We start from the raw sequence: 26,243 nt of genomic DNA on the forward strand, positions 1-26,243 counted from the left end.
GATAAAAAAAACCCCGACTGGAGTCGGGGCAAAGGTATCTAGAACCTTACTTATAAGGCGGAACGGAGTATATAATTTAAAACGCCGTTCATACAATATAAAACGGCGTTTTGTTTTTTGAGATTGTGACGGCTATCTTGCTTTGACATTCGGTCACGTCAGGCTCGGTTTGCTCAGCAAGGTCAGCGACATAGGACCAAGGCTAGAGTGACGCTATTTTTACCGAGCTCTCATCGAGACGCGTAGCATCCAATACCTCTTTCAATTCGACATTATCCCCCTCAATAGAAATACAGCGAAACAGGGTGCGATCTTCTATCAACACTTCCGCTTCATGCAGGTTACGGGTAAACCCACTGATGGCGTGTGCAGCATGGGTGACATGGATTTTGTACAAGGCTTGATGAGGTCCTTTACCGGCCTTGTGGGCCATTGCGATCTGCTTATCAGCGGAGGTGGATAGAAACTTTTTAACCAGAAGGGTATCTCCGGGTTTTAAAGTAGCCCGTAGCTCCGGAGATAACTCGCCGCCGCGATATACCACACCGTGAAAACGGGGCAGTTTATTCAGCAACGACCGTATATTTGTCACCATTTGCAATGATTGTTCAGCGAACATCGGACTCAAAAAGTCCTCAGGCATGTCAAGTTCAAGATACTCATTGATCATGTCAGAAACATTGCGCGTGTAATCGCTAATGGCGCGCCGTTCGGCGGCGTTTGTCTGGTATTGCCCTCCATCGCGTTCTCGATAGTCGTTATAGAGGCTAGCGGCTGGGCGGGAAGCGCCTAGTGTCTCCATTATCGCTTCTGTTGGTGTGTGTATATACTGTTCACCCTGCACTTGGCTGAATTGAAATGTGGCAATCTGTTTGCGGCGTCGAAAAGAAGATAACAACCCCGTTCTTTTCCGGGCATAGATGGTAAACACATTCTCCTTTTCTTTTATTCTGAAAAACCGGTCATCAGAACCGATATATTTGTTACCTTCAATATTAATAAATAAAGCCGGGTGAGTAGGGTCTCGGCCAATGATCATGGCATCTTCTTTGGTCAGCCCCTTATTTCTGTTCCGGGCGAGCGCTTCTTGAATTGACACTGATAGACGAGTACAAGATGCGCCTGGCGATCGGCGAGCACGGCATTCTGTATACCTAACGCGCTCAAGGGGATGCTGCTTTCTTTCTACGTAGCTGCCATCAAAAAAAACGATTTCGCGCTCGTCATCAAGAATATACATGTTTTGAACGGTGCCGGGGCGGACCGTATAAAAACGGTTTTCAATGCAAATTGCCAATTTCTCGGTTGCAGAATGGGGATCTGAATAGCGAAAAATGCCCTGCGCATTGGGTTTGGCTTTAGAAAAAAGGGCGTTATCCAGTTCGGGAAGGCGGTGTGTGCTTAGGCTAATCTGCGGCGTGGCTGACAGTATATCCTCTTCGGGCATATTGAGGTTGAAGTGTTCAAAGGAGAGGTTTTTTTCAAGCACTGCCGAGCGACTTTCTTGTGCCAGTGAGTTTTTTATTTTATCAATAAATTCATAGCCATCGGTGTTAAAGCGACTGACCTTGTCCAACGTTATCATCAGAACAAGATTGACGATATCGTTCGATACCTTGTTCCATTCTTGTTGCCTCTCCGCGCTGGTATCGCCTTCGAAAGCGTGTTCGAGATGCAGTGCCAGTGCAGCAAGGGGCGTGATTGGATTGGGCAGAATGGCAGAGGCATCAATATCTCTTTCCCAGATGTCACGAATGACTTCGGCATCTGATTTGACCCGTGTATCCAGATCGCTGAAAAAACGTTCACGCTGCCTGTTTGCCATGGAGGTGAAGAATGCTGAGGGAGCAATAATCATGCGCTGTGCACCTATTTTATTTTTATCCCGTTCGCGATTCACACTATTGCATTGCGACGTTAACCAATTATCTATACCTGAGTAGATGACCCCATCCTGCCGATCTTTGAGTGAAAAGTGAGATGTAATACTTTCTTGGCGGGTTTTATTATGACAACTATCGAGTACCCAATTTCGCATATCGTCTATACGGTTAAACTCAGCAAATTTATTTTCAGCTCTTGGTAGATACAGCGTAATCCGGCTATCGGTGCTATTGTAAAAAATAATAAGGTCAGCAGCGTGATAGCCATTAATATCAAACACTGAAACCGTTACATTGCCATTTTTAGTCAACCCAGTCCCTGACAATAAGTCCGATAGAGCACGGTGAGTGAGTGGTTGAGATGTGAGGTTGATAATAAAATCGATGAAATTTTTTTTGCTATGGATACCTTTGTTATCAAATATGTGAGTATAGAAGGTTCGTGCTTGTTGATAAAAATTGATATCCCACACTAACTGGATGAATGTGGTTGGCAGTAATGGAACCTCGTTTTCCCTGCCAAAGGTATTTGCCATATCGGGCGAGACGCGATAAATACCGGATTGACTGTTTACAGAAACCAGATGCTCCTGGGCGTCAGCGGGAAAATTTCGTAGCAGATAACTTGATAATGTTCCGTATTCTATCGGTTTACCTGAGAAGCACCACCCTGTGAAGCACTTTGAACAACTCATTGCTGAATTAAATAGCATAAAGTAATTTTTATCTGGATCGATGTCCAGATTGAATTTCTCCTTGAGGTTTTTCTTCATGATTGAAGACGCCAGAGTTATTAAAGGAGGTTTTTTTTTCTGGTAATCATCATAGAATTTCTTCAATGACAGTCTTGCATTATCAAAAAAAACATCACCTCTCTTTTTATCTGTCGTATAGTAAGTTTTTTCATCATTAGTGATGATGCCCGTTTTGCCAAACACATAGATCTTTTCGGGCAAGGACATTGTTGAATGTGTTACTTTGTCAGCTATTGAATAGGCTGCTTCTCTGATCTCTCGACGGTTTTTTTTTCGTTATTATCGGCATGGTGCCGGTAATCTGGTGTAGCCGCCACTTTGACGGGTAAACGTTCATTTAACGGCAGCAGTGTTTGGTTATATTGTCCTAATGGCTGTGGAGGCGGGGAGATATCGGTATTTTCGCCCGCAAGTACTGTGTGTGCACGAACGTGATTCAGTAATAGTATAAAGCATATTATTTTTTTTAATTGTAAACGGCGTTCTCTGTGCTGACAAACGTGATATGAGGGTACGATATCTTTGATATTCAGCGTGAGTGATTTTTTTTGAATCGTATTATTTACGGTGTTTGATACTCTCTTATTGCACCGTCTTTCGTTTGCTTCCATTTTACCATGATGATAATTCCCTATGCTCATTCTATGTTGATTTATGGTTATTGCCATTAAGGGGGATCTCCTTTTAAGTTAGTCATAGACACGGTGACCAGTGGAAATACGCAAAGTAAGATTTTCTTGGCTGTGTGATAAAACGATCATAGCGTTTAGGTGAAAAGAAAAAAAACCATTTTCGCTTTTTCCTCGAGCGAATAGGAGATGATGATTACTGTTGCTAACCTGATAATGCCTTATGGAAATAATCCGCAATGAAACTGTTAGCGCAGTGGTATATGACAGATGAATCGCCTATGATGGCATCTGGTTAACCACTTTATGTCCTGTCCATGACTATTTCTGTTAAAAATGATTATCACATTGAGCCATTATTGAGCGAATGGCGCACCTTGGTTGAAATCACACAACCAGAAGCCCATACACTGTTGATATCTCTGAGTGATGATGAAATACGCTATCTGGTAGACCGCTTTTATGATTACATGCTTAATGACGAGCATGCACATCGCTATCTCAATACCCGGCAGGTCACAGAACAGTTAAGTATCAGTATGTTTCACTGGTTGCGCAGCGTGTTGGGCAGTTCTCAACAAGATTTGGCTGCGCTACTCGCCCAACAGCACCATGTGGGCGTTGTGCACGCACGTATTGGCCTCCCTATTGATTTGGTGGCGCGCGGGGCCCGTAAATTAAAAAACGATCTTTATCCGCTGTTAACCAACAAAGGGGAACAATCCCCGTTTGTAATCAATAGTGCACTTTGTTTTAGCGGATTAGCGATGGATACCGCTCTGGAAGCGATGACCATAGCTTATTCCCCCACCTATAAAAATGCCATGCGCGATCAGGAACGATATCGCGTATTGAGTGTGTATGATGACGTTAGCGTAGAACGCGAAAGGCAGTTAGGTGCGTTAATGAACTGGGAAAATCAGTTTATTTATCACGTGGCGACAGAATTACCCTTGGCCGACATTACGCGCCTGGGGCATTCGGAATTCGGATTATGGTTCTCACACAAAGGAAAGCACCTGTTTGGTTTTCCCGATCTGTTGCGTGAAACGGATACCTTGATCGACAAGGTTGACAGTGAAATTGGCATCGCCGCATCAGGGCTGGCCTCTCAGGCGGAGGTGCGCATGCGTCTATTACGCAATGTGCGACAACTGACCGGGCAAATTACGCTGATTATCACTTCCCTGTTTGACGAACTGGTCAAGTTTGAAAACGGCAAGGATCCTCTGGCAAACCTGCTAAACCGGCGTTTTATTCCAACCATCATGCGTCGGGAAATCGCTTTGGCGACCAGTACCAGAAAACCCTTTACGCTAGTAATGATGGATGTGGATCATTTTAAACAGGTAAACGATCGCTACGGTCACGACACGGGCGATGCAACGCTGAAAAGTATTTCATCCATGATTTACGATCACGTTCGTAGCAGTGATTATGTCTTTCGCTATGGTGGTGAAGAGTTCATGGTGCTGTTGGTGGAAACATCGCTGCATCAGGCGAAGGTGATCGTCGATACGCTGCGTGAAAAGGTGGCTTCTACAGCGATCAACGCCTTCGGTAGCCAATCATTTTCCGTTACCCTCAGCATTGGGGTGGCAGAGTTTGATTATCACCCTGATTACCAGCGGCTGATCGATAACGCGGATGCAGCGCTCTACCACGCCAAGACCAGCGGGCGTAATCGGGTCAAATTACACGGACGAGACCCGATTTATTCGTAAGGGCCATGCTTCATGTCTATGGGCAGCATTAGTGTATCGGCTAGCATCGAAAGCGGCAGATCGATAATCACCAGGTATTTCCACCAGCGATCTTTGAGCAGCCACTGAACGCCAGGATAGTATTGGTGACCCTGGCCTTGTCCTTTGACCGTTCGGCTTATGATGCTGCCGCAGCCAGAAAGTTGGCTGGTGATGATGAATGCAATCAGGAGTCGTTTCACGGGATAAACTCGATTAGCCACTGAGTGGTGAGAGTGTGATGAGGTATAGTCTACCTGATAATTATCGCGATGTGAGGTAGTGGCCCGCAGTCAACAGACGTTCAATGCATCTTGCGTCTGCGTTGCTCTTTTTCTTCATAACTGGCTCTTGTGTAGTCTATGTGATGCCCCTCGAGCACCAACACCGCGTTTTTACTGCCTTGCCGGTGTTGAATGAGGTCCGCACACACGCAAACCTCATGGTTATCAAACAACGAAGGCGATTCGTTGCAATGGCCTGCGAAGCTTCAATGGTGTTGATTGCCGAGTGTTATCGCTTTTATTCAACCCACTTCAGGCCAGAATCCGTGATCTCAATATTTTCAGTATCACACTCTGAACCATCTGTGTAATTGCAGGTGCTGACCATCAGGAGAGATACCGTTGGATTTTTACCACAGGTCTTTCCGTAAGCTTCATTGGACAATGTACGCGATTCGTTGGGTTGAATGGGTTTACTGAAACTGAAATGCGCGGCATCACAGCGGAATTTGCCCTGTTCATTTTTGACGGTGATATAGGCTTCGAATCGCTTTAGTGGGCTGCTTTGCAGATTTTTTACGGTATAACTGCACGCACAACCCCCCTGTGTATCCTTGAGTTTAGCCTCGGTGATCGCCAACATTTTGGTTTCCGATTGCTCTGCTGTTTCTGTTGCATGAACCCAAGTGGGCGCCACTAAAGATACCGTAAATAGCGCCAGTAGAATGCGTTTCATTATATCTTCCCTGTTGAAATGATTAGACTTTATGTCTAGGTGATTATAGGGAAATAGGCAGTAATGTTGAATGTATAAAGCCAGCAATGCGCTGATATGGCTTTTTATTCTGTTAGTTTTTTATTGTTTAGGGGGTTCAACTTTTGTGCGGTGGGATGCATTTGAATGAGCGGATGATACGCTGTCATTCAGTGTGTAGGGTTCGGTGTAAGGTTTTATTTTATAGTTCAATTTATTTGAAAGATGATAACAGTTTTCTCTGATATTCACCTCTGAATGATGGCGCTATGATTTATCCCATCAAAGGCAAACGGCCTTTACATCAAACATCGAACAGAAGGGTTTATATCATGAACGTTATCAAAAAATTTGCCGCAGTTGTTGCTCTTGGCCTGGTGTCTTTCGGTAGCTTTGCTGCACAGGACATGGGTACTGTGCAAGTGAGTGGTGCAGAAACGCTGAGCGCCTTTGAAGCTCAGGTAGCAGCAAAAGCGGAAGCGGCAGGCGCATCTTCCTACAAGATTGTTTCTGTTGTTGGTAACGATCAACTGCGTGGTACGGCAATCCTGTACAAATGATTTCGGGATTGTTGGTGGGATGGCAAAAGAAAGGGAGCGAAAGCTCCTTTTTTTGTTTTGTGCGTGCCTGTTCAACGCGCGCCGTCTGGCATGTAACCCCAGTCAAATTTCAGGCATAAAAAAACCAACCGTAAAAGGTTGGTTTTCTTGGGATTATTTGGTCGGCACGAGAGGATTTGAACCTCCGACCCCTGACACCCCATGACAGTGCGCTACCAGGCTGCGCTACGTGCCGACGCTATGGGGCGCTATATTACCGTCTCCTGAACCGATTGCAATAGCCAGCTGGCGCGATCGCTTTAGATTTAGGCAGTTAGTTGGCAATAAATCGCCTTTCGCTGGTCAGTACCTGTAACAGCAGCGGTAAACTTGGTTTCTCATCACGCAATTTTTCACCGTCGCTGTTGTAGGCATCGTAGCTGCCATTGGCTTCCAATTGAATGATCTGCTCTGGCGTTGTGATTAGCAACGCACCGCGGTTGCCGTTCACCAACCAGTTATTACGTCGCTGTGCTGCAAACAGGTCTTCTCCTTGCGCGTAATCCGTGGCGGACGTTTTGACATGCAGCAAACGTTGCATCAGCGTGACCATAACGTCTTTTTGATCCGTCATTTTGCTGATGGTTTGCGCCGGTGTACCCGGCCAATGCACCACCAGCGGGATCTGCCACTGTGAGCGACGGTAGCGGCTGCCTTTGTCCTGTTCGCTGGATTTTGCCGTAATAATCACCACGGTATTATCCAGTTTGCCTTGGCTTTGCAACGTATTCAGTATTGCACTGATGTTTTGATCGGCGGCTTTAGCATCCGTTAAGGCTCGGGCGCCATTGCTGCCAAGCTCAATATAAGAGAACCACGGCGATGTGGGCTGCGTACCGGTTTCCAGCCATGTCTGCCACTGTTGAACGGTATCAACATCACGTTGAATTATCGGTGCTGAAAGCGAAAAATCTGACAACAGTGCCTGGCGATAAAGCGGGTTATCGAAGCCGTTGCTTGAGAACAGACCAAATTGATAGCCCTGTTGGTTCAGAGAACTCATCAATGCGGATGGCGTGCGCGCACTCAATACCCCATCCATGTAGGTGGTCGAGATGCCATAAAACAGGTTGAACAAGCTGCTTTGTGTATTCTGGCTGACATTGAAATGGTTGCTAAAGTGCACATTTTCTTCTGCAAAACGCATCAACTGCGGCATACGGGTGAGCGGCAGTTGGTCTGCCACCACAATCAACAGATTGTAGCCGCTGCCGGCATCGCGGAACTGAATAGTGTTCAGTGGGTATTCCAGCGTAATCGCCTCAGGGTTGCCCTGTAGCGCAATACGACGCTCATACGCTTGTGCGTCCAGCAGGCCATGTTTTTCCAGAAAACGTCTTGCTGTCATCGGATAGGATAACGGCAATGTCGCGCGCTGCATGGTGATTGGGCGATAGAAGTTGGCATCAGCCCAGATATACATCATATGCGAGGCGAAAAACGCACTGATAAACACTGCGGCGACCGGCATGCCAATGCGGTGACGGTTCAGGCTCCGCAGTTTTTGCCAGCACCAGGTGCCAAACAGCATCTCAACCATGAAAATCACGGGGATGCCGATAAACATCAGTTGCCAGTCACGGGCCAGGTCGCTTTGCGCTGGATTGATCACCAGTTCCCAAACGGTGAGGTTCAAGTGCAGGTGGAAGCGGCTAAACACCTCCATATCCAGCAACAGCAGCGTCAGCCCTGCGGTTGCCAACGCCGCAGAAAGAAAACGCAGCAAACGCTGAGACATCACCACGAACGTCAAGGGAAAGACAATCAATAGATAGGCGGCGAAAACAATAAAACTAAAGTGCCCCAACCAACTGACAAGAGCATAGCTACGGCCAAGTAACGACGAGGGCCAATCCGCTACGAACAGATAGCGGCTGCCCACCCCCAGACTCAACAGGATATTAAATAGCGCGAACCAATGCCCCCAACTGATCATCTGGGAAACTTTTTCGCGATAGTTGTGACGGTTGCTTACCATAGCCTCTGGTCGGTGTTAGTGCGCGTTATGGGTAGTGATGGATGCCTGCAACGCATCAGCAAAAGAACGAGCCAATACCTGACGCTGCCCCGGTGCTACGCTGGTGTTGATAAGGTTGGTGACCATGTTGCCCAAAACCATCAAGGAGAGGTCAGTGGGGGCATGGTGTTTTTCCAATACGCTTACCAATTCGGAAAGCACTTGTTCGACGAGTTCGTCACTGTAACGGGATAATTGTGCCATAAAAGGGCGATTCTCAAGCTGATAAAGGGGAATATCTTACCGTAACGACCTGACGTTTTCCGCAATTTTATCATTTTAGCCTCAACCTCTGGCGGCGGGAGGCTTTCTCTTGCAGGGGACCTGCGTTGGTGTTTGAATACGCTCCTTGCCAAAAGGAGAGTTTATCATGAGTCTGGATATCGACCAGATTGCCTTGCATCAGCTTGTCAAACGCGATGAGCAAACGTTGGAGTTGGTGTTACGGGATTCGTTATTGGATGCCACCCCCGCCGTTGACGAGATGATGGCCGAGTTGCACCGCGTCTACAGTGCGAAAAACAAGGCCTACGGCGTGTTCGAGGAACAGAGCGAACTGGCCCAGGCACTGCGTGGCTGCCGTAAAGGGGAGGAGGATTTCCTCGGGTTTAGTCGCGCGGCTACCGCTCGGTTGCGTGATGAACTGGCGAAATATCCCTTTGCGGAGGGGGGCATCGTGCTGTTCTGCCAATACCGCTATCTGGCGGTTGAGTATCTGCTGGTGGCAGTGCTGAGCAGTTGCAGCAGCATGCGCGTCAATGAGCAGTTGGATATCAGCAGCACACACTACCTGGATATTCCCCACGCGGATATTGTGGCGCGTATCGATCTTACAGAATGGGAAACCAACCCGGAATCTCAACGTTATCTGACCTTCCTGAAAGGACGGGTAGGGCGCAAGGTTGCGGATTTCTTTATGGATTTCCTCGGTGCCAGCGCGGGGCTTGACACCAAAGCGCAGAATCGCGGCCTGTTGCAGGCGGTAGACGATTATTGTGCCGATGCGCAGTTGGATAAAAACGAGCGTCAGCAATACCGTCAGCAGGTATACAGCTATTGCAATGAGCAGTTGCAGGCAGGGGAAGAGATAGAGGTTGCTGCGTTGTCGCAGGAACTGGCGCCGTTGGGAGAGAAAACCTTCCATGCTTTTTCGCAAGAGCAGGGCTATGAATTGGAAGAGAGTTTCCCGGCGGATCGCAGCACGCTGCGCCAATTGACCAAGTTTGCTGGCAGTGGCGGTGGGTTGACGATCAACTTTGATGCCATGCTGCTGGGCGAGCGTATCTTCTGGGATCCGACAACCGACACACTTACCATTAAAGGAACGCCGCCGAATTTGCGCGATCAGCTACAGCGCCGTTTAAGCAGCGGTGATAAGTAAGTGGTGATAGGTTAGCGACCAGAAAACGAAAAACGCCGCATAAGCGGCGTTTTTCTTATCGACATTCTTGCTTGCTAGGAAAACGCGCGGCGTCCCACGGGTTTCCCTAAACGATTAAGCGCGAACGAAGTCGATGTGAGTCAGTTTTGGCTTGTAAGCGTGACGCTGAACAGCCTGAACTTTCACTTTTTCTTCTTTACCATCGACAACCAGGGTCAGAACTTCGCCGTAAAAACCTTCTTTAGCTTCCAGGTTTTTAACGCTGTCGTGATCCAGAGCGATAGATACCGGCGCTTCCGCACCACCGTAGATGATGGCTGGGAATTTGCTAGCTGCGCGCAGGCGGCGGCTCGCACCCTTACCCTGCTCTTTACGTACTTCAACATTAATCGTGATCATGATTTTCTCTACTTTAGAAAATACACCTGCTACAGGCGACCCAGCAACAGGTTAGGTTATTCGCAATGGAATGTATTATTCACAATGGAACAGAGTGGCTTTTGCATGACAAAAGCGGGCTGCATTCTAACGGAATATCCGCGTGGCGGCAAATGAAACCGTGTTACGCTGGCTAGCGCAATTCATTGGCGCGGCGAAAACGGCCTTCATAATCAAACAGTTTTTCTCTCACTTGCCAGAAGCCTTGCCGCTGTTTGCCTTGGCGTCGCGCCACCACAAAGTCCGGCGCACGCAGGGCGGTCTGCTGGCGCAAGATATCCTGTGCAGATTGCCATGTCAGCGCCAGCCCCGGCGCACGTTGGTGCACCCGTAAAAACAGTTGAGTAAATACGCGCCGTTGGGCAGGCGTATGCAGGCGAAAACGTTCGCTGACATCTGCGCCGTCTTCATCAACATAGGTAATTTTTAGCCATTCCCCTTTATCATCCTGTCCGGCTGTCATCTGCATGCCGCTACAGCGCAGCACCAGGGCATCTTTCAGTTTGAGTGCGGCTTTTAGCATGTCGTCAGGATCGACCATAATGTGATCGCATTGGTGGCAGCGGCGCGCAGCAATGTCGTTTTCGGCACCACATTCTGGGCATACTTTAAAGCGGAAACGGTAATCGCACTGCGCGCGAACACCGTTGTCATTTTCTTCATAGCCCTGGCAGCGGCGACCGTAGTGTTCGACGATATCCCCCTCCGCCGTGGTTTTTCCCCAAAACAGGTTGGCAAAACCACACTGTGGGCAAAGCACTTGTACTGGCTGGCTACCGCTGTGCGGTTTATGGCTGCCGACTTCCGGCATATACAAATCATGGGGATTCCCGGCGTAATCCAGAATCAGGCAATCGGTTTTTCCCGGCGACAGGCGCAGGCCGCGTCCGACTATCTGCTGATACAGGCTGACGGATTCCGTCGGGCGCAGAATGGCGATGACGTCCACGTGCGGCGCATCAAAGCCTGTCGTCAATACCGCCACATTGACCAGATAGTGCAATTGTTGCTGCTTAAAGGCAGCGATCAGCGCATCCCGTTCTACGGCGGGGGTTTCCCCGCTGATAAAAGCGGCTTTTCCCGAGGGCAACAGACCGTGGATTTCCCGTGCGTGCTCCACGGTCGCCGCAAAGATCATCACGCCTTTACGTTCGGTGCTGTAGCTGACTATCTGATTGACAATCTGGGGCGTTACGCGCTGCTGTCGTCGTAATTCACGGTTGAGTTCCGCTTCGCTGAACAGACCGTGGGGTTGCACGCTCAAACGGCTGAAATCATACTGCACCACTGGCATATCCAGACGCTGCGGCGGTACCAAAAAGCCGTGTTTGATCATGTAACGCAGCGGGAGTTCATAGATACAGTCGCGAAACAGGCACTGTTCATCACCACGAATCATGCCGTGATAGTGATACTGATAAATCCAGCCTTTGCCCAAACGATAAGGCGTTGCGGTAAGGCCGAGCAGGCGCAGTGCGGGGTTTTGCGCGCGCAGGTGCGTAATGATTTGCTGGTATTGGCTGTCGTCGTCATCGCTGATGCGGTGACATTCATCGATAATCAGTAGCGAGAACTGGGTAAAGGCGGGCAGGTTACGCGCCACGGATTGCACGCTGCCAAACACCACTTTACCTTCGCTGCGGCGCTGGTTAAGGCCGGCGGCAAAAATGTCGGCATCCAATCCCCAAGCGCAATATTTGGCGTGATTCTGTTCAACCAACTCTTTGACATGCGCCAGCACCAACACGCGCCCTCGCGCCAACCGCGCCAGTTCGGCAATCACCAGACTTTTTCCTGCGCCGGTAGGCAGTACGATCAGCGCAGGGTGTTGATATTGCCGAAAATAGGCCAGTGTGGCGGAAACCGCCTCCTGTTGATAGGGGCGTAAGGTGAACGCCATGGCTTAGTGTTGGCAGATCTTACTGGCCGCCGTGTTAAACCCCGCGTCCTGTGGGATAAACTTGCCTTTGTTTGCCAGAAAATCGACCAGCATGGTCGCGCTCATGTCGGCCGCAGAGCAGGTGTGAAAGCGTGCGTCGGCACCGAAACGCGCTTCAATGGCGGCAATCAGCCCCTCAGTGGTGTAGGATTCGGCAGAATCCAGCATCATATGCAGTACTTCATGACCGTGAATAGATGACATCGCGTGCTCCTGTAATAACCCTGAAAATAAAAGATGTATTTATTCTATATTTTTATGCGCCAGGGGCGAACCCTCGCCAGCGGTTAATGAGAAACAATCGCACATTTTGTGCGTATCCATGAGCACCGGTGGGGGAAAACGTCGGACATTCTAGGAGCAATCGTCATCACTCGCTATACTACGGCATGATTTTCCTTCCTTAACACTGACAGGCAGTTGATTTTCTCATGCGATTGGACAAATTTTTATCCCAGCAACTCGGGATTAGCCGTGCATTGGTAGCGCGGGAGCTGCGTGCGCAGCGCGTTACCGTTGATGGTGAAGTGGTTAAAAGCGGTGCATTTAAATTGTCACCTGAACATCAGGTGGCGTTCGATGGTAATGCGTTGGTGCAACAGAATGGCCCGCGCTACTTCATGCTTAACAAGCCGCAGGGGTACGTGTGTTCAACGGAAGATCCGGATCACCCGACCATTCTCTATTTTATCGATGAGCCGGTTGCGCACAAACTGCATGCTGCGGGTCGATTGGATATTGACACCACGGGGCTGGTATTACTGACCGACGATGGACAATGGTCTCACCGCATTACATCGCCCAAGCATCACTGTGAAAAAACCTATCTGGTCACGCTCGAACTGCCGCTGGCAGAGGATACGGCGCAGCAGTTTGAGCAGGGGGTACAACTGCACGGTGAAAAATCGCTGACCAAACCCGCACAACTGGAAAAGCTCGATGATCACCAGGTGCGATTAACCATTGGGGAAGGGCGCTACCACCAGGTCAAACGGATGTTTGCCGCCGTAGGGAACCGCGTGGTTGAGTTACACCGTGAGCGCATTGGTGCCATTGCGCTGGATGACACGCTTGAGCCGGGTGAGTATCGCGCACTGACGGAAGAAGAAGTCGCCAGCGTTATGCCGGGTTGAGCCGACTTGCACCATACTGAATTCAGTCTGCGTCATACGTTTGTCATCCACCTGATATAAACACGATGAGCCTCTGAACCGGCCATCAAGCTTATTGAAACCGTCACCGTGGTGGAAGCCTGCCGCTGCGGTGAATTTTTTTATTTTGCGGGCAAGACGCTGGGAGACATGCAGTGGGGAAAGCGCCATCACATCGTGGCTTGATTTTTATTCTTGGCTTGTTGTCGATGCTGACACCGTTTGCTATCGATATGTACCTGCCGGCGTTGCCGGTGATTGCCAAAGAGTTCGGCGTGGAGCCGGGCCAGGTGCAGATGACGTTAAGCGCCTACATCATGGGGTTCGCTATCGGCCAGTTATTCTACGGCCCGATGGCGGACAGCCTGGGACGTAAACCCGTGATACTGGGCGGTACGCTGGTCTTTATGCTGGCTGGTGTGGCGTGTGCGCTGGCGCAAACCATTGAACAGCTTACCGTGTTACGTATGCTGCACGGCTTGTCTGCGGCTGCGTCTGCGGTAGTGATTAATGCGCTGATGCGTGACACCTTCGCCAAAGATGAATTTTCGCGCATGATGTCATTTGTGATGCTGGTTATGACGGTCGCACCGCTGTTGGCGCCGATGTTGGGCGGTGTGTTGCTGCTGTGGTTTAGCTGGCATGCGATTTTCTGGACGCTGGCCGGGCTGTCTCTGATTGCCTCGGTACTGGTGATGCGCTTTGTCAAAGAGTCGTTGCCGGTAGAAAAACGCCAGCCGTTTCATTTTCGTACCACAGCCGGGAATTTCGCTTCGCTGTTTCGCCACAAGAAAGTGTTTAGCTACATGGTGGCAAGCGGGTTTTCGTTTTCTGGCATGTTCTCTTTTTTAAGCGCCGGCCCTTTTGTCTATATCGATCTCTACGGTGTATCTCCGCAACATTTTGGCTATTACTTTGCCCTAAACGTGGTTTTTTTGTTCCTGACTACCTACACCAATAGCCGTGTGGTGCGCCGCCTAGGGGCGAACCAGATGTTTCGCATCGGGCTACTGATACAGTTCGTTGTCGGTATCGCGCTGGTGGCTATCTACGCTTTGGACCTGGGCTTCTTGCCGTTGGTGTTGGGGGTGGCTATTTATGTCGGTTGTATTGCGATGGTGATGTCAAATGCCATGGCCGTGATACTGGATGATTTTCCGCATATGGCGGGCACCGCGTCCTCGCTGGCTGGCACACTACGCTTTGGTATGGGTGCACTGATCGGAAGCCTGCTGTCGCTGGTGAGTTTTACCAGCGCCTGGCCGATGATCGCCTCCATGTCACTCTGTTCCGCTGCTGCCTTTCTGCTTTACGCTTACGCAGCCCGTTCCCGCTGATATCGTCCCCTCTTTCCGTTTGCCGCAGTGATGCGGTAAACGGGCGTTTCTCGTTGCCGCCTTTCAACGTCGGGCTTCATTAGTTTGATCTTCCCTTTTTGTTCTCGGTCAAGTGTTATCGATGTCACATTGTCTTTTTTTGGAATGTTGTTCTATAAATGTAAAATGTATGATTTAAAAGTGAACAATGTAAACAAAAGGGGTTGAGATATTGCAGGGAAAGCGTTAAATATAGGGCGACCTATAAAAATCTTAAAATGTGATCAACGTGGCATTAATCAGTATTGCAATCATTTCCATTCGCTAAGAAGGGTGACTTATGGCCATTGCAACGCGGATTCTTGTAGAAATGCTCATTCAGCAGTGCCGCCCTGTCTGGACACTGAGAGTAAACGTTCTTTCTTTGACGCCGATGTCATTGCGTTTGTTCACCATCATCATACCTGAGGGAAAGTAACAGTGGACACTCTCCAACTTTCGGTCGTGCATCGTTTGCCGCAAAGTTATCGTTGGCTATCGGGTTTCGCCGGTATCAAGGTGGAACCGATTCCGCTGAACGGTATTCCTCTGCGGGGACGAGATGAAGACAATAACCTGATTGGTTTTAAATTATTAAGCCATGACGGTGAAATGGCCTGGGTTATTTTACGCCAGTTGAACCAGTCTCTGGCTGAAATTCAGATTGATTGCGCCGTGTTGGAATGGGACGGGGAACCCTGTCTATTTTTACACCGTGATGATGAAAGCACAGCGTTGTGTCGGCTTAAAAACGTGGGCGTTGCTATCGCCGAGCCCCTGAGCGCGCTCTATCCGTTTTAAACGCCATGCCTTTGCCACGACATGACGTGTGTGTATCTCACAGGGTGGCCATACGCAACAGTTCTTGTGTATAGGCGCTCTGCGGTGCGGAAAAAACCTGTTCACAACGCCCTTGCTCAACCACCTCGCCTTGACGCAGCACGATAACCTGATGGCACAACGCGCGCACCACCTGTAGGTCGTGGCTGATGAACAGATAAGCCAGATGGCGTTTTTGCTGTAAGTTTTTCAATAATGTCAGAATCTGCGCCTGCACGGTTCTGTCCAGTGACGAGGTGGGTTCGTCAAGGATAAGCAACGCCGGCTCAAGCACCAACGCTCTGGCGATAGCAATGCGTTGCCGCTGACCACCGGAGAACTCCGACGGGTAACGGTGACGAAATTCGGGATTAAGGCCGACCTCACCCATCACCTCAATAACCCGCAGTTCACGATCGGCGGCACTCATCTTCTGATGCACTTCCAGCCCTTCTTCGATAATTTGCAGCGCGGTGCGCCGTGGATTCAACGACGAATTGGGGTCCTGAAACACCACCTGAATCTGGCTACGCAGCGGTAACATTTGGCGGCGATTAAATTGATGCAGCGGTTGTTCATCAAATACGATGTTACCGCGTGAGGCGATGAGCCGTAACAATGCCAGCCCGGTGGTACTCTTTCCTGAACCGGATTCGCCCACCAGCCCCAGGCTTTCACCACGACGTAAGGTGAAATTCAACCCATTGACGACAGTTTTTTCTGCCACCGTCCGCCGCAATAATCCACGCTTGATGGGGAATGAAATCGAGAGCTTTTCTACGCGTAGCAGCGTCGGCGTATCCTCCGAAAGAGGCAGGGCGGAACCGGAGGGTTCGGCATCCAGCAACTGTCGGGTATAGCTGTGCTGCGGTGCGACAAACAGGTTGTGACAATGATTTTGTTCTACGCAGCGTCCGCCTTGCATCACGGCAACCTTATCTGCCAACTGCTTGACGATATTCAGGTTATGCGTGATGAACAGCAGGCTCATGCCCAGCTCCTGCTTAAGTTCACGCAACAGGGTGAGAATTTGGGCCTGCACGGTGACGTCCAGCGCGGTGGTTGGCTCATCGGCAATCAGCAAATCAGGCTGCATTAGCAGGGCCATCGCGATCATCACCCGCTGGCGTTCACCGCCCGACAGTTGATGAGGAAAGTCGTTCAGGCGCGTCTGTGCCTGCCGTATGCCAACACGATCCAAACAGCTAAGCACTTCACTGCGTGCAACGTCTCGCGTCATTGCGCGGTGCAATGTCAACACTTCTATCAGTTGCTTTTCAATGCTGTGCAGTGGGTTCAGTGACACCATCGGTTCCTGGAAGATCATGGCGATACGGTTGCCGCGCAGTTCGCGTAACCGTGATTCTGGCGCATGCAGCAGCGATTCGCCGTCAAACAGGATATCCCCTTGAGGATAGATAACCGGTGGAGAAGGCAGTAGACGCAGCACCGACAACGCTGTGACGCTCTTGCCCGAGCCGGATTCTCCCACCAGCGCCAGTGTTTCACCGCGTTCGACGTTGAAGGATACCGAATCCACCACCTGATGTACCTGCTCACCCTGGCGAAACGCGATGCTGAGATCCTGAATCTGTAACAGTGGGGTTGGGTTCATATCAATGTGCCTTGCTGGGATCAAAAGCGTCGCGCACCGCTTCGCCAATAAAAATCAGTAACGACAACAGGGTTGCCAACACCAAAAATACGGTAATACCGAGCCAGGGAGCCTGAAGATTGTTCTTGCCCTCCAGCAGCAGGGCACCCAGTGACGGCGAGCCGACCGGAAGTCCAAAGCCCAGAAAATCGAGCGATGTCAGGGTAGTGATTGAGCCGCACAAAATAAACGGCAGAAACGTTAACGTTGCGACCATGGCGTTAGGCAGCATACTGCGCATCATGATCACCCGATCGTTGACGCCCATGGCCTGCGCCGCGCGAATGTAGTCGAAATTACGGGTGCGCAGGAATTCGGCGCGCACCACGCCCACCAAGCCCATCCAGCCAAACAGGATTGTGATGCCCAGCAGCCACCAGAAGTCGGGCTGGATAACGCTGGACAGCAGAATAATCAGGAACAGCGTTGGCATGCCCGACCAAACTTCGATGAAGCGTTGCCCCCATAAATCGAGCCTGCCACCGTAGTAGCCTTGCGTTGCGCCAACCACAATGCCAATCAGGCTGGAGAGCAGGGTCAGTGAAAGCCCAAACAACAGGGAAATGCGAAAGCCGTACAGCACTTGCGCTACCACATCTTTCCCCTGACTGTCAGTGCCGAGCCAATTCTGACCGGAAGGCGGGGAGGGGAATGACTGGGTGGTGGCGTAATTAATGGTATCGTAGCGATAACGGATCGGCGGCCAGATACTCCAGCCGTGTTGCGCGATGCGTGCCGCCACGTAGGGATCGCGAAAATCTGTGGTGGTAGCAAACTGCCCACCGAAGGTGGTTTCCGGGTAATTCACCAGCAGCGGCGCATAGAAGCGGTTGTCGTAGCGTACCAGTAACGGTTTGTCATTGGCCAGCAGTTCGGCGAACAGGCTGAGGATAAACAGCGCCAGAAAGATCCACAGTGACCAGTAGCCACGACGATTGGCGCGGAAACGGGCCCAGCGCGCCAGATTTATTGGGCTGATTCGGCTCATTGGCGCCCCTCAAAATCAATACGCGGATCGACCAGCGTATAGGTCATGTCGCTGACAATATTCAGCAGCAGACCAATCAATGTGAAAATGTAGAGCGTGCCAAACATCACTGGGTAGTCGCGTTGCAGCGTGGCATCATAACCCAACAGTCCCAGCCCGTTGAGTGAGAACATCACTTCAATCAGCAGCGAACCGGTGAAGAACATGCTGATAAAGGTGGCGGGGAACCCGGCAATGACCAGCAGCATGGCATTGCGGAAGACATGGCGGTACAGAATGCTGTTTTCGTCCAGCCCCTTTGCCCGGGCGGTAACCACATATTGCTTGCGGATCTCGTCCATAAACGAGTTTTTGGTCAGCATGGTCAGCGTTGCAAAGCCGCCAATCACCGTTGCCAGCACGGGCAAAATGATGTGCCACAGGTAATCGGTGATTTTGCTGTACCAGGGTAGGGTGTCGAAGTTACTCGATACCAGCCCGCGCAGCGGGAACCAGTCGAGATAACTGCCTCCGGCAAACAGCACAATCAACAAGATGGCAAACAAGAATGCCGGGATAGCGTAGCCGACGATAATCAGCGTACTGCTCCAGGTATCAAACGGCGTACCGCTCTTGACCGCTTTTTTGATGCCAAGTGGGATTGAAACCAGATAAATGATCAACGTGCTCCATAATCCCAGCGTGATAGAAACCGGCATACTCTGTTTAATCAGTTCCATCACCGAGGAGCCGCGAAACAGGCTATCGCCAAAATCCAATCGGGCATAGTTCCACAGCAGCGTGAAATAGCGCTCATGAATCGGCTTATCAAACCCGTAGCGTTTGGTGATTTCCGCAATCACCTCTGGGTCCAGCCCGCGAGCGCCACGGTAGGCATTTTCCACGGTCAGTGTGCCACCGCCGCTGCGCGCCATCGCCCGATCCATTCCGCCACCGGCACCAAACCCGCTGCTCTGACCCATCTCGATGGCGGCAATGGCCTGATCAACCGGGCCACCTGGGGCTATCTGCACAATAAAAAAGTTAATGGTAATAATGGCCCACAGCGTGGGGATCACCAGCAAAAGTCGGCGTAGTAAATAGGTTCCCACCATGGCTCCTTAACGGCGTTCGGGCGGCAATGACTGCGCCCGCTGTGCATCGTACCACCAGCTATCCAGTCCTAACGTATAGGCCGGGCGGGTTGCTGGCATGGCGAATTTATCCCAGTAAGCGTAGCGATCGTGATTGGAATACCACATGGGGATCATAAATTGATTCCAGGTCACGACCCGATCCAGCGCGCGGCCAAGGGCCAGCAATTCTGCCTTATCGCCCTGATGCGCATCAATTTGCTCAATAAGTGCATCAATGGCCGGATCGCTCACGCCCGCCGTGTTATAGGTTGAATCTAGGTATTTGGTATGCCAGCCAAATTTGAGGTTGCCATCCGGGTAGATTCTTGCCGGATAAGGGCGAGCGGTCATATCAAAATCGCGGGCGCGTAGACGATTGGTGAACTGCGCGCTGTCAATCAGACGCAATTTCATATCGATGCCCAACCGCTTGAGATTTTGCTGAAACGGCAGGACGTACTGCACGTTGGCTGCGCTGGGGAGCAATAATTCGAAGGTAAAAGGCTTCCCTGTTTTTCGGTTGACCAACGTCTGGTTCTTCAATTCCCAGCCAGCGTCCTCAAACAACTGCAAAGCTTGTTGCCAATGCATGCGGTCGTAACCGCTGCCATCACTTTCTGGCGGTTGAAAGCTGGGGCCAAAGACTTCCGGTGGTATTTTGTCTCTGAGCGGTTCCAGCCATTTCAATTCCTCTGGGCTGGGTGTGCCTTGTGCAGCATATTCTGTGTTTTGGAACAGGCTGTTAACGCGCTGATAGGCGTTATAATAGAACGCCTTGTTCATCCAGTTAAAATCAAAATTAAGCCCTATGGCCTGCCGGATGCGGCGATCCTGAAACAGTGGGCGTTCACTATTAAACACCAACCAGCGGGTATCCTGTGCCGCTTGATTCGCCTGATCGCGTTTGACGATATAGCCCCGTGCGAAGTTTCCACCCTCATACTGCGTCGCCCAATGCTTGGGTGAGCCTTCAACGCGCAAATCGAACGCACCCGCTTTGAATGCTTCCAGCGCGACACTGTCGTCCAGATAGTAGTCGTAACGGATTTGGTCGAAATTATTCAAACCGCGATTTACCGGTAGATCGGCACCCCAGTAATCTTTTACCCGTTGGTAGGTCACATATTGGCCGGTGCGGTAGGCGGTGATGCGATAGGGCCCACTGGCCGGCGGGGGAGAGGAAAGCGGATCGGCAAGGCTGTGGTTTTTCCAGAAACTCTCTGGCATAACGGGCAATGTGAGCAGCCCCAGCAGACGTTCTTTATCCGGCTCAGGCATTTCCAGCCGCACGGTGCGCAGCCCGATAGCGGTCACCGTAGCGCCCTTGTACACCGCGCGGAATTGCGGAACCCCTTGCGTCATAAACATAGTGAAAGTGAAGGCCACGTCAGAGGCTAAAATTGGTGTGCCGTCATGAAACGTGGCTTTGGGGTTCAGTTCCACTTCCATCCAACGAAAATCAGCAGAATGACGCGAGTGCAGTGCAATCAGCGGGTAAAAGCTACCCGGCTCATCATCGGATGAGGTAAACAACGTATCGTACAGGCGTTCGGTACGCTCAGCCGCCACGCCGCGTAACGCGAAACGGTTGAAATTATCATAAGTTCCCAACGCGCTGAGCGTGATGCTCCCCCCTTTGGGTGCGTCAGGGTTAACGTAACCAAAATGCGTGAATCCCTCGGGGTATTTAGGCTCTCCCAACAAGGCGAACGAGCTGTTCTGTTGGACGGTGTCGGCAAAGGCTCCCCAACAAAGAGAACCGAGCAAAGCCAGAGTGGCCACACGTTTTAGCATTGCGCTGTGTTTCTCCTGCAAATCAGTGCAATTATCTTGCATCAGACCAAAGTTGCGGTGATTTTCATTTGGATCACTTGAATATAGGCCAAACCGATATCACCGCCTATGGGTAATAGGTTAGCCTATCCCTTTTTATCATGAAAATTACGCGTAACCTACTTTATATCAGAGAGTTGAACAGCTTTTCATCAAGCGAGGCGTTCGGCCTGGAACGTGGAGTCTGGTGCATGCACATCATGGCAAAAAAAAACGCCGCTGATTAAGCGGCGCTCTCTTTCGTTTCGTTTTGCACATCAAGGGAAATGTGACTAACAGGTCATATCGTTAGCTGGTGGCGCCTTTGCTGAAAATACGGCGGCCTTCCTGATAACGTTTGTTCCAGTAGTCATCGTCCATGCTGGAAATCATCACACCCGCACGGGTGGAGGCATGAACGAACTGATTATTGCCGATATAGATACCAACGTGACGACCTGTGGAACCTGCACGGAACAGCACTAAATCGCCGGGGCGAAGTTTGCCGCGTTGTACTTGAGTGCCGGTTTCCTGCTGTTCATAGGTTGAGCGCGGAAGTTCCATGCCAAACTGTTCGCGGAAAGTGCGTTGAACAAAGGCTGAACAATCAATACCTTTGCGACTGTCACCGCCCAAACGGTAACGGACACCTTTCCAACTGGCATATTGATCCATCAGTTTGGATTTGACGTCCAGGTTACGCACCATGGCTTCAAATTCGTCCTGAGAGGCCTGCAATAAAAGACTGTCTTTATCATTTATTGCAGAACGATCAGTTTGTGCTTGATGAGATCCTGTATTTGTACAAGCAGATAGCGCAAGTGCCATCGCCAACGCGGGAATTGCCCGCCAGATATATCTCAGGCTCGGTTGAGATTTGACCATTATCGTTATGTTCCCTTGATTTCCTTAACGACCACCATCGTCATGTATGCAACTACGCCATATATAAACGCCGAAACGAAACGAGAGTCAGACTAAAACAGAGTTTCACCTGGACCAACCACTTGAGGACGAAACTGTGTGGAATCGCACATAATTTCTTCCATTCCGAGGATAACCGCGTTCGGTAAAACTCAAACTTTACCGAGACTACCCTAACGCTCCGGCGATTGCGAGCCTTTTTATGGAAATTCTTTATAAGAATTAATGATGTAATAAATCGTGAATTTGCGGATAAGATTTGTCCTAAAAAATGCGAGTAGCCATAACGCAAACAGATGACATCCTAATGACAGCCCGGCACCCAGGCGCTTCGGGCCAGAATGCCGGTGTGGTTGGGACAAAAAGGGGCTTTTAGCGGCGGTAGCGCGCCGGTAATGAACGATGCAAAAAATTAATCATTGCGTCGCTGGCCGGTGATATCAGCCACCAGCTTAGTGCCACTAAAACCACAGACAGGGAACCCACCGCAATGTCGGTAAACCAGTGGGCTCCGATCATGACGCGCGGTGTGGTGAAAACCACCACGATGGCCAATGAGACCAAAAATGAACGGCGTGGGAAATAGCGCAGCATAAAGGCGGCGTAAATCATCAGCATCATGCCATGATCGCCAGGGAAGCTGTCGCGCGAGGCATCTTTAGTTGGCCAGCCAACCAGTTCACCTACGCGATTGATATCACTGAAGTAGTAGGTTGGGCTGGCGTGCTGTACTGGCAGCAAGTGGCCCAACTGATTCAACACCACGGCGGTAATCAGCATAACCACACCCACAATCAGCAAACGCTGGCGTTCAGTGCTATCCCCGCGCCGATAATGGTAAAGATAGAGCAACCCCATCGCCAGCAGCGCACAGGCATCGAAAGCGCGGTTGTTGGTGATGGCGACCGTGTACAGCAACAATGAACTGGTTGCCAGATGCTGGTTAAAGTAAAAGAAGATGGCGCTGTCGAGGGTAAACCAGAATCCGTGATTAGCAGGAAGATACCAAGAAAAGAACAGCGCCACACCTGCTGCATTGAGCAGTAGAATGGCGAAAAGCTGACGTTGTGACATGCAACAAACTCAAAATATTAAGAAAAAAACACTTTAATCCTATTCCTGCAAACTTAAACGAAAGCTCAACAGCTGGCTTTGAAACTGATTCCACGGGGCCGCTGCGGTATGAATTAGCTCAATCCGACTGTCGAGCGGGGGGAACGGTTTGGTTTCAATATGCAGGTCTGCGCCTTGCCGATTGATTATCAATGTACCTTCGGGAATGCGTAGCACACCTTTAATGCGATCGACTGGCGTCAACCGAACCCAATCCAAGAGTGCGATCGTGGAAAACTGGGTATCAGGCGAGAAAATCCAGCCGCAGGAAAAATAGCCTTGCCCTTCATTGAGTGCACGACGCCAGGCTTCGCCGCCGGGCAGACGCAATGCGGCCAATCCGCGTTCTGAAGCATGGGAATGATGATGTACACCATCAGGGAGTTCGCGCGTATTGCGGCGCGGTTCATCGAGCAGTGATACATCGATTTCACCCTGTGCGGCGCTAACGATAGGGCGGTCGCCCGCTTCGGCCTGCTGCCAACGCGCTAGCGCGGCGATGTCGTCTGCGCTGTAGGTATCCTGCTTATTGGCAACGATAATGTCTGCCGCGGCTAACTGGTCGCGGAAGTTTTCGTTTTCACGATAACGCGCGTCCTGTAACTGCCGTGCATCCAACAGGCAAAGGGAAGCCTGCAAACTGAGCCAGGGTTGATAGCTTTCAGCGGTGAGCAACGAAAGAATCTGCTTTGGGTGGCCTAAACCGGTCGGCTCGATCAGTAAGCGGTGCGGTTTTTTTTGTTGCAGCAGCATATTCAGGCCAATCTGCATTGGCAGACCGTTCACGCAGCACATGCAACCGCCGGGGATCTCTTTCAATACCGCGCCGCTGTCAGACAATAACGCGCCATCGATGCCAATTTCACCAAATTCATTGACCAGTACCGCCCACACTTCATCGTCGGGTTTTTGTGCCAGCAGGTGGCGAATGGTGGTGGTTTTGCCGCTGCCAAGAAAGCCAGTAATCAGGTTTACTTTGGTCAACACATCAGACTCCGAAAATACGCGAGAACGGGGGAGGTGAGAGGCGCGCCAGTCAATGACCGGCGCGAGAGAGACTTAGTCGGCGCGGCCCATGTAGCGACGCTCGGCGATATGAATACGAATGTTTTCACCCGCGCTCAGGTATTCTGGCACCTGAACCACCAGTCCGGTGCTCATGGTCGCGGGTTTGTTGCGGGCGCTGGCTGAAGCCCCTTTGATACCCGGTGCGGTCTCGACAATTTCCAAATCCACCGTTTGTGGCAGTTCCAGCGCCAGAATTTGTCCATCCCAGGTCAGCACCTGAATGCCCGGCATCCCGCCTTCCGGTATAAACAGCAGTTCGTCTTCAATTTGCTCTTTTTTGAAGATGTACGGCGTGTAATCTTCGTCATCCATAAAGACGTACTCATCACCGTCCACATAAGAGAAGGTGACAAAACGGCGTGTCAGGGTGATGGTATCGAGAATGTCGTCACCCTTGAAACGTTCTTCAACCTTCAGGCCGGTACGTACATCGGAGAAACGCATTTTGTACAACGTGCTGGCACCGCGAGCGCTGGGGCTTTGGATGTCGACATCCTTTACCAACAGCAGCTTGCCACCGTAATTGATCACCATGCCACGTTTGATTTCGTTCGCTCTTGCCATGAAAAAACCCTGTAATAAAGAAAAAGACATTTTTGTGGCGACACGTTACTCGCGCCGCTGAATTCAGGCAAGCGGCATTTTATCATCCGCTCGCGCATTCATTGCTGTCGTTCTATTTTATCGCAGGTCGGTCAGGCGTAAACAGGCAGAGCACCCACTAGCGTAAGCAGATGCGCCGCGATGTTAATGGCGCCAAACGCCAGAACGATAACCACCAGCCACATTCCACCCGGTGCGCGATAGGTCGTGTCAGTAGGGGCAAAGCGCTTACGTGCGGCCATTACCATACAGGCAGGAATGATCACTGCCCATAACGTTGCCGCCAGCCCCGCGAAACCGATGGCATGCAGAAAGCCATCCGGATACCACAAGGCGGCAAGTGTTGGCGGAATAAAGGTAATGCTGGCGGCCTGTGTGCGGCCTCGTGGTGTATCTGCCAGAGAAAACGAGTCGTGAATATAATCAAACAGGCCTAAAGACACGCCGAGGAAAGAACTGGCCAGCGCCATATAAGAAAAGGCGTTTAACAGAGGAATCAGATAAGCACTTTGCGCAGCGCTGCCCATGTGCTGAAGCAAATTGCCGATGTTGCCGCCCTCGGCGACCACGGCTTTAAATCCCTCACGTGGAATGTTGCCCTGAATCACATACTGCCACAGTAAATAGATCGCCAGTGAAAGTAAGGTGCCATATAACAGGCTGCGTGCCACCGTGCGGCCATCTTTGTGATAGTACTTGACCAAGCCGGGCACGTTGCCATGATAGCCGAAAGAGGCTAATAGATAGGGCAATGCCGCCAGCGCATAGGGAAAATAGGGCGCATCAGCAGGGGCGCTCATCAGCAGGCGTGGGTGGTTGACTTGAGTGAGCAGGTCGCTCACTGCCAACACAAAGGTGATTACCATGCCACCAATCAGCAGGGTGCTCAGTCGGTCTACGGCGCGCGTGGAGAGCCAGACAATAAAGGCGACCAGCAGAGAGAATATTAACCCTGATGTGGCATGCCCTACGGGAAAAATCTCTGCCAACGTATGGGTGATGATGGAACCGCCCGCAGAAATGTAGGCATAGGTCAGGATATAGAGCACAAAGGCCACGGACAGACCGTTCAGGGTATTCCAGTGTTTTCCCAGCAGATCTTTCACCATGGTGTGGAAACTGGAACCGACGGGGTAGTGCAGGTTGGTTTCCAGGATCATCAGGCCGGAGGCAAACATACAAAACCAGGTGGCGATCAGCAAGAGCACGGAGCCGCTAAACCAGACTCCGGCGGTAACAATGGGAATGGAAAACATGCCTGCACCCACGGCAGTGCCAGC

At 50.7% G+C, this 26,243-nt stretch carries 24 protein-coding genes and 1 tRNA gene; 6 read left to right on the forward strand and 19 right to left on the reverse strand.

Annotated elements, in window-relative coordinates; translation table 11 throughout:
- Positions 1-202: 202 nt before the first annotated feature.
- Complete coding sequence (locus J5224_RS11910; RefSeq protein ID WP_264625584.1) at positions 203-2,821, reverse strand: ADP-ribosyltransferase; 2,619 nt, start codon at positions 2,819-2,821, stop codon at positions 203-205.
- Between the two features lie 47 nt (positions 2,822-2,868).
- The gene (locus J5224_RS11915) at positions 2,869-3,306 is read right to left on the reverse strand and encodes a hypothetical protein (RefSeq protein WP_264625585.1); all 438 of its coding nucleotides are present in this window, start codon (positions 3,304-3,306) and stop codon (positions 2,869-2,871) included.
- A 278-nt stretch (positions 3,307-3,584) separates the two neighbouring features.
- Between J5224_RS11915 and J5224_RS11920 the strand changes: the two genes are divergently transcribed.
- Positions 3,585-4,991, forward strand: coding sequence for a GGDEF domain-containing protein (locus tag J5224_RS11920; RefSeq protein WP_264625586.1), 1,407 nt, complete (start codon positions 3,585-3,587; stop codon positions 4,989-4,991).
- Here J5224_RS11920 and J5224_RS11925 read toward each other — a convergent pair.
- Both J5224_RS11925 and J5224_RS11930 read right to left on the reverse strand, forming a co-directional pair.
- Positions 4,982-5,212 (reverse strand): YceK/YidQ family lipoprotein, encoded by a 231-nt coding sequence (locus J5224_RS11925; protein WP_264625587.1) that lies wholly within the window; start codon positions 5,210-5,212, stop codon positions 4,982-4,984. The genes J5224_RS11920 and J5224_RS11925 overlap by 10 nt on opposite strands.
- A 319-nt stretch (positions 5,213-5,531) precedes the next feature.
- Positions 5,532-5,969 carry a hypothetical protein gene (locus tag J5224_RS11930; protein ID WP_264625588.1) on the reverse strand — a complete coding sequence of 146 codons (438 nt, stop codon included), beginning with the start codon at positions 5,967-5,969 and terminating at the stop codon, positions 5,532-5,534.
- Positions 5,970-6,319: 350 nt separating this feature from the next.
- Here J5224_RS11930 and J5224_RS11935 point away from each other — a divergent pair, with 350 nt between their 5' ends.
- Positions 6,320-6,547, forward strand: a complete 228-nt coding sequence (locus tag J5224_RS11935; protein WP_264625589.1) for a YdgH/BhsA/McbA-like domain containing protein — start codon at positions 6,320-6,322, stop codon at positions 6,545-6,547.
- Between the two features lie 158 nt (positions 6,548-6,705).
- On the opposite strand, the gene J5224_RS11940 is transcribed toward J5224_RS11935, so the two are convergent.
- From J5224_RS11940 to J5224_RS11950, 3 genes are all read right to left on the reverse strand, one after another.
- Positions 6,706-6,782, reverse strand: a tRNA-Pro gene (locus tag J5224_RS11940).
- A 78-nt stretch (positions 6,783-6,860) separates the two neighbouring features.
- On the reverse strand, positions 6,861-8,564 hold the full coding sequence (yejM, locus tag J5224_RS11945; protein ID WP_264625590.1) for an LPS biosynthesis-modulating metalloenzyme YejM: 1,704 nt from the start codon (positions 8,562-8,564) through the stop codon (positions 6,861-6,863).
- Between the two features lie 15 nt (positions 8,565-8,579).
- The gene (locus J5224_RS11950) at positions 8,580-8,807 is read right to left on the reverse strand and encodes a YejL family protein (RefSeq protein ID WP_195312827.1); all 228 of its coding nucleotides are present in this window, start codon (positions 8,805-8,807) and stop codon (positions 8,580-8,582) included.
- Between the two features lie 166 nt (positions 8,808-8,973).
- On the opposite strand from J5224_RS11950, the gene yejK reads away from it, so the two are divergent.
- Positions 8,974-9,984, forward strand: coding sequence for a nucleoid-associated protein YejK (gene yejK, locus J5224_RS11955; protein ID WP_264625591.1), 1,011 nt, complete (start codon positions 8,974-8,976; stop codon positions 9,982-9,984).
- A 114-nt stretch (positions 9,985-10,098) separates the two neighbouring features.
- On the opposite strand, the gene rplY is transcribed toward yejK, so the two are convergent.
- From rplY to J5224_RS11970, 3 genes are all read right to left on the reverse strand, one after another.
- Entirely contained in the window at positions 10,099-10,383 is a 285-nt protein-coding gene (rplY, locus tag J5224_RS11960; RefSeq protein ID WP_222160321.1) for a 50S ribosomal protein L25, read from the reverse strand.
- A gap of 172 nt (positions 10,384-10,555) precedes the next feature.
- Positions 10,556-12,322, reverse strand: a complete 1,767-nt coding sequence (locus J5224_RS11965; protein WP_264625592.1) for a DEAD/DEAH box helicase — start codon at positions 12,320-12,322, stop codon at positions 10,556-10,558.
- 3 nt (positions 12,323-12,325) lie between these two features.
- Positions 12,326-12,565 carry a YecH family metal-binding protein gene (locus tag J5224_RS11970; protein WP_264625593.1) on the reverse strand — a complete coding sequence of 80 codons (240 nt, stop codon included), beginning with the start codon at positions 12,563-12,565 and terminating at the stop codon, positions 12,326-12,328.
- Between the two features lie 227 nt (positions 12,566-12,792).
- Here J5224_RS11970 and rsuA point away from each other — a divergent pair, with 227 nt between their 5' ends.
- The 3 genes from rsuA to J5224_RS11985 all read left to right on the forward strand — a co-directional run bounded on the left by rsuA (position 12,793) and on the right by J5224_RS11985 (position 15,668).
- Positions 12,793-13,494: a 16S rRNA pseudouridine(516) synthase RsuA gene (gene rsuA, locus J5224_RS11975; protein ID WP_264625594.1), complete on the forward strand. Its 702-nt coding sequence runs from the start codon at positions 12,793-12,795 to the stop codon at positions 13,492-13,494.
- A gap of 173 nt (positions 13,495-13,667) precedes the next feature.
- Positions 13,668-14,849: a Bcr/CflA family multidrug efflux MFS transporter gene (locus J5224_RS11980; RefSeq protein ID WP_264625595.1), complete on the forward strand. Its 1,182-nt coding sequence runs from the start codon at positions 13,668-13,670 to the stop codon at positions 14,847-14,849.
- A 459-nt stretch (positions 14,850-15,308) separates the two neighbouring features.
- Positions 15,309-15,668, forward strand: coding sequence for a YejG family protein (locus J5224_RS11985; protein WP_264625596.1), 360 nt, complete (start codon positions 15,309-15,311; stop codon positions 15,666-15,668).
- Between the two features lie 37 nt (positions 15,669-15,705).
- Here the strand turns inward: J5224_RS11985 and yejF are convergent, their stop codons facing one another.
- From yejF to J5224_RS12030, 9 genes are all read right to left on the reverse strand, one after another.
- Positions 15,706-17,301: a microcin C ABC transporter ATP-binding protein YejF gene (gene yejF, locus J5224_RS11990; protein ID WP_264625597.1), complete on the reverse strand. Its 1,596-nt coding sequence runs from the start codon at positions 17,299-17,301 to the stop codon at positions 15,706-15,708.
- Between the two features lies 1 nt (position 17,302).
- The gene (locus J5224_RS11995) at positions 17,303-18,328 is read right to left on the reverse strand and encodes an ABC transporter permease (RefSeq protein ID WP_264625598.1); all 1,026 of its coding nucleotides are present in this window, start codon (positions 18,326-18,328) and stop codon (positions 17,303-17,305) included.
- Entirely contained in the window at positions 18,325-19,419 is a 1,095-nt protein-coding gene (locus J5224_RS12000) for a microcin C ABC transporter permease YejB (protein ID WP_264625607.1), read from the reverse strand. The genes J5224_RS11995 and J5224_RS12000 overlap by 4 nt, the downstream gene beginning before the upstream one ends.
- Positions 19,420-19,428: 9 nt before the next feature.
- A complete protein-coding gene (locus J5224_RS12005; RefSeq protein WP_264625599.1) occupies positions 19,429-21,237 on the reverse strand; it encodes an extracellular solute-binding protein in 1,809 nt (602 codons plus the stop codon).
- A 327-nt stretch (positions 21,238-21,564) separates the two neighbouring features.
- Positions 21,565-22,140 carry a bifunctional murein DD-endopeptidase/murein LD-carboxypeptidase gene (mepS, locus tag J5224_RS12010; RefSeq protein WP_264625600.1) on the reverse strand — a complete coding sequence of 192 codons (576 nt, stop codon included), beginning with the start codon at positions 22,138-22,140 and terminating at the stop codon, positions 21,565-21,567.
- A 411-nt stretch (positions 22,141-22,551) separates the two neighbouring features.
- On the reverse strand, positions 22,552-23,253 hold the full coding sequence (locus tag J5224_RS12015; RefSeq protein WP_264625601.1) for a phosphatase PAP2 family protein: 702 nt from the start codon (positions 23,251-23,253) through the stop codon (positions 22,552-22,554).
- Positions 23,254-23,292: 39 nt separating this feature from the next.
- Positions 23,293-24,279: a GTP-binding protein gene (locus J5224_RS12020; protein ID WP_319802436.1), complete on the reverse strand. Its 987-nt coding sequence runs from the start codon at positions 24,277-24,279 to the stop codon at positions 23,293-23,295.
- A 72-nt stretch (positions 24,280-24,351) separates the two neighbouring features.
- Positions 24,352-24,924 carry an elongation factor P-like protein YeiP gene (gene yeiP, locus J5224_RS12025; protein WP_264625602.1) on the reverse strand — a complete coding sequence of 191 codons (573 nt, stop codon included), beginning with the start codon at positions 24,922-24,924 and terminating at the stop codon, positions 24,352-24,354.
- Positions 24,925-25,055: 131 nt separating this feature from the next.
- Positions 25,056-26,243 (reverse strand): aromatic amino acid transporter (locus tag J5224_RS12030; RefSeq protein WP_264625603.1); only part of this gene is annotated, 1,188 nt, incomplete at its 5' end.

The organism is Candidatus Symbiopectobacterium sp. NZEC135, assembly GCF_025962695.1.

Coding starts and splice junctions, on each gene's coding strand:
- J5224_RS11915 (WP_264625585.1), bottom strand. CDS start 3,306: ATGGCAATAACCATAAATCAACATAGAATGAGCATAGGGAATTATCAT.
- J5224_RS11920 (WP_264625586.1), top strand. CDS start 3,585: ATGACTATTTCTGTTAAAAATGATTATCACATTGAGCCATTATTGAGC.
- J5224_RS11930 (WP_264625588.1), bottom strand. CDS start 5,969: ATGAAACGCATTCTACTGGCGCTATTTACGGTATCTTTAGTGGCGCCC.
- J5224_RS11935 (WP_264625589.1), top strand. CDS start 6,320: ATGAACGTTATCAAAAAATTTGCCGCAGTTGTTGCTCTTGGCCTGGTG.
- yejM (WP_264625590.1), bottom strand. CDS start 8,564: ATGGTAAGCAACCGTCACAACTATCGCGAAAAAGTTTCCCAGATGATC.
- J5224_RS11950 (WP_195312827.1), bottom strand. CDS start 8,807: ATGGCACAATTATCCCGTTACAGTGACGAACTCGTCGAACAAGTGCTT.
- yejK (WP_264625591.1), top strand. CDS start 8,974: ATGAGTCTGGATATCGACCAGATTGCCTTGCATCAGCTTGTCAAACGC.
- rplY (WP_222160321.1), bottom strand. CDS start 10,383: ATGATCACGATTAATGTTGAAGTACGTAAAGAGCAGGGTAAGGGTGCG.
- J5224_RS11965 (WP_264625592.1), bottom strand. CDS start 12,322: ATGGCGTTCACCTTACGCCCCTATCAACAGGAGGCGGTTTCCGCCACA.
- J5224_RS11970 (WP_264625593.1), bottom strand. CDS start 12,565: ATGTCATCTATTCACGGTCATGAAGTACTGCATATGATGCTGGATTCT.
- rsuA (WP_264625594.1), top strand. CDS start 12,793: ATGCGATTGGACAAATTTTTATCCCAGCAACTCGGGATTAGCCGTGCA.
- yejF (WP_264625597.1), bottom strand. CDS start 17,301: ATGAACCCAACCCCACTGTTACAGATTCAGGATCTCAGCATCGCGTTT.
- J5224_RS11995 (WP_264625598.1), bottom strand. CDS start 18,328: ATGAGCCGAATCAGCCCAATAAATCTGGCGCGCTGGGCCCGTTTCCGC.
- J5224_RS12005 (WP_264625599.1), bottom strand. CDS start 21,237: ATGCTAAAACGTGTGGCCACTCTGGCTTTGCTCGGTTCTCTTTGTTGG.
- mepS (WP_264625600.1), bottom strand. CDS start 22,140: ATGGTCAAATCTCAACCGAGCCTGAGATATATCTGGCGGGCAATTCCC.
- J5224_RS12015 (WP_264625601.1), bottom strand. CDS start 23,253: ATGTCACAACGTCAGCTTTTCGCCATTCTACTGCTCAATGCAGCAGGT.
- yeiP (WP_264625602.1), bottom strand. CDS start 24,924: ATGGCAAGAGCGAACGAAATCAAACGTGGCATGGTGATCAATTACGGT.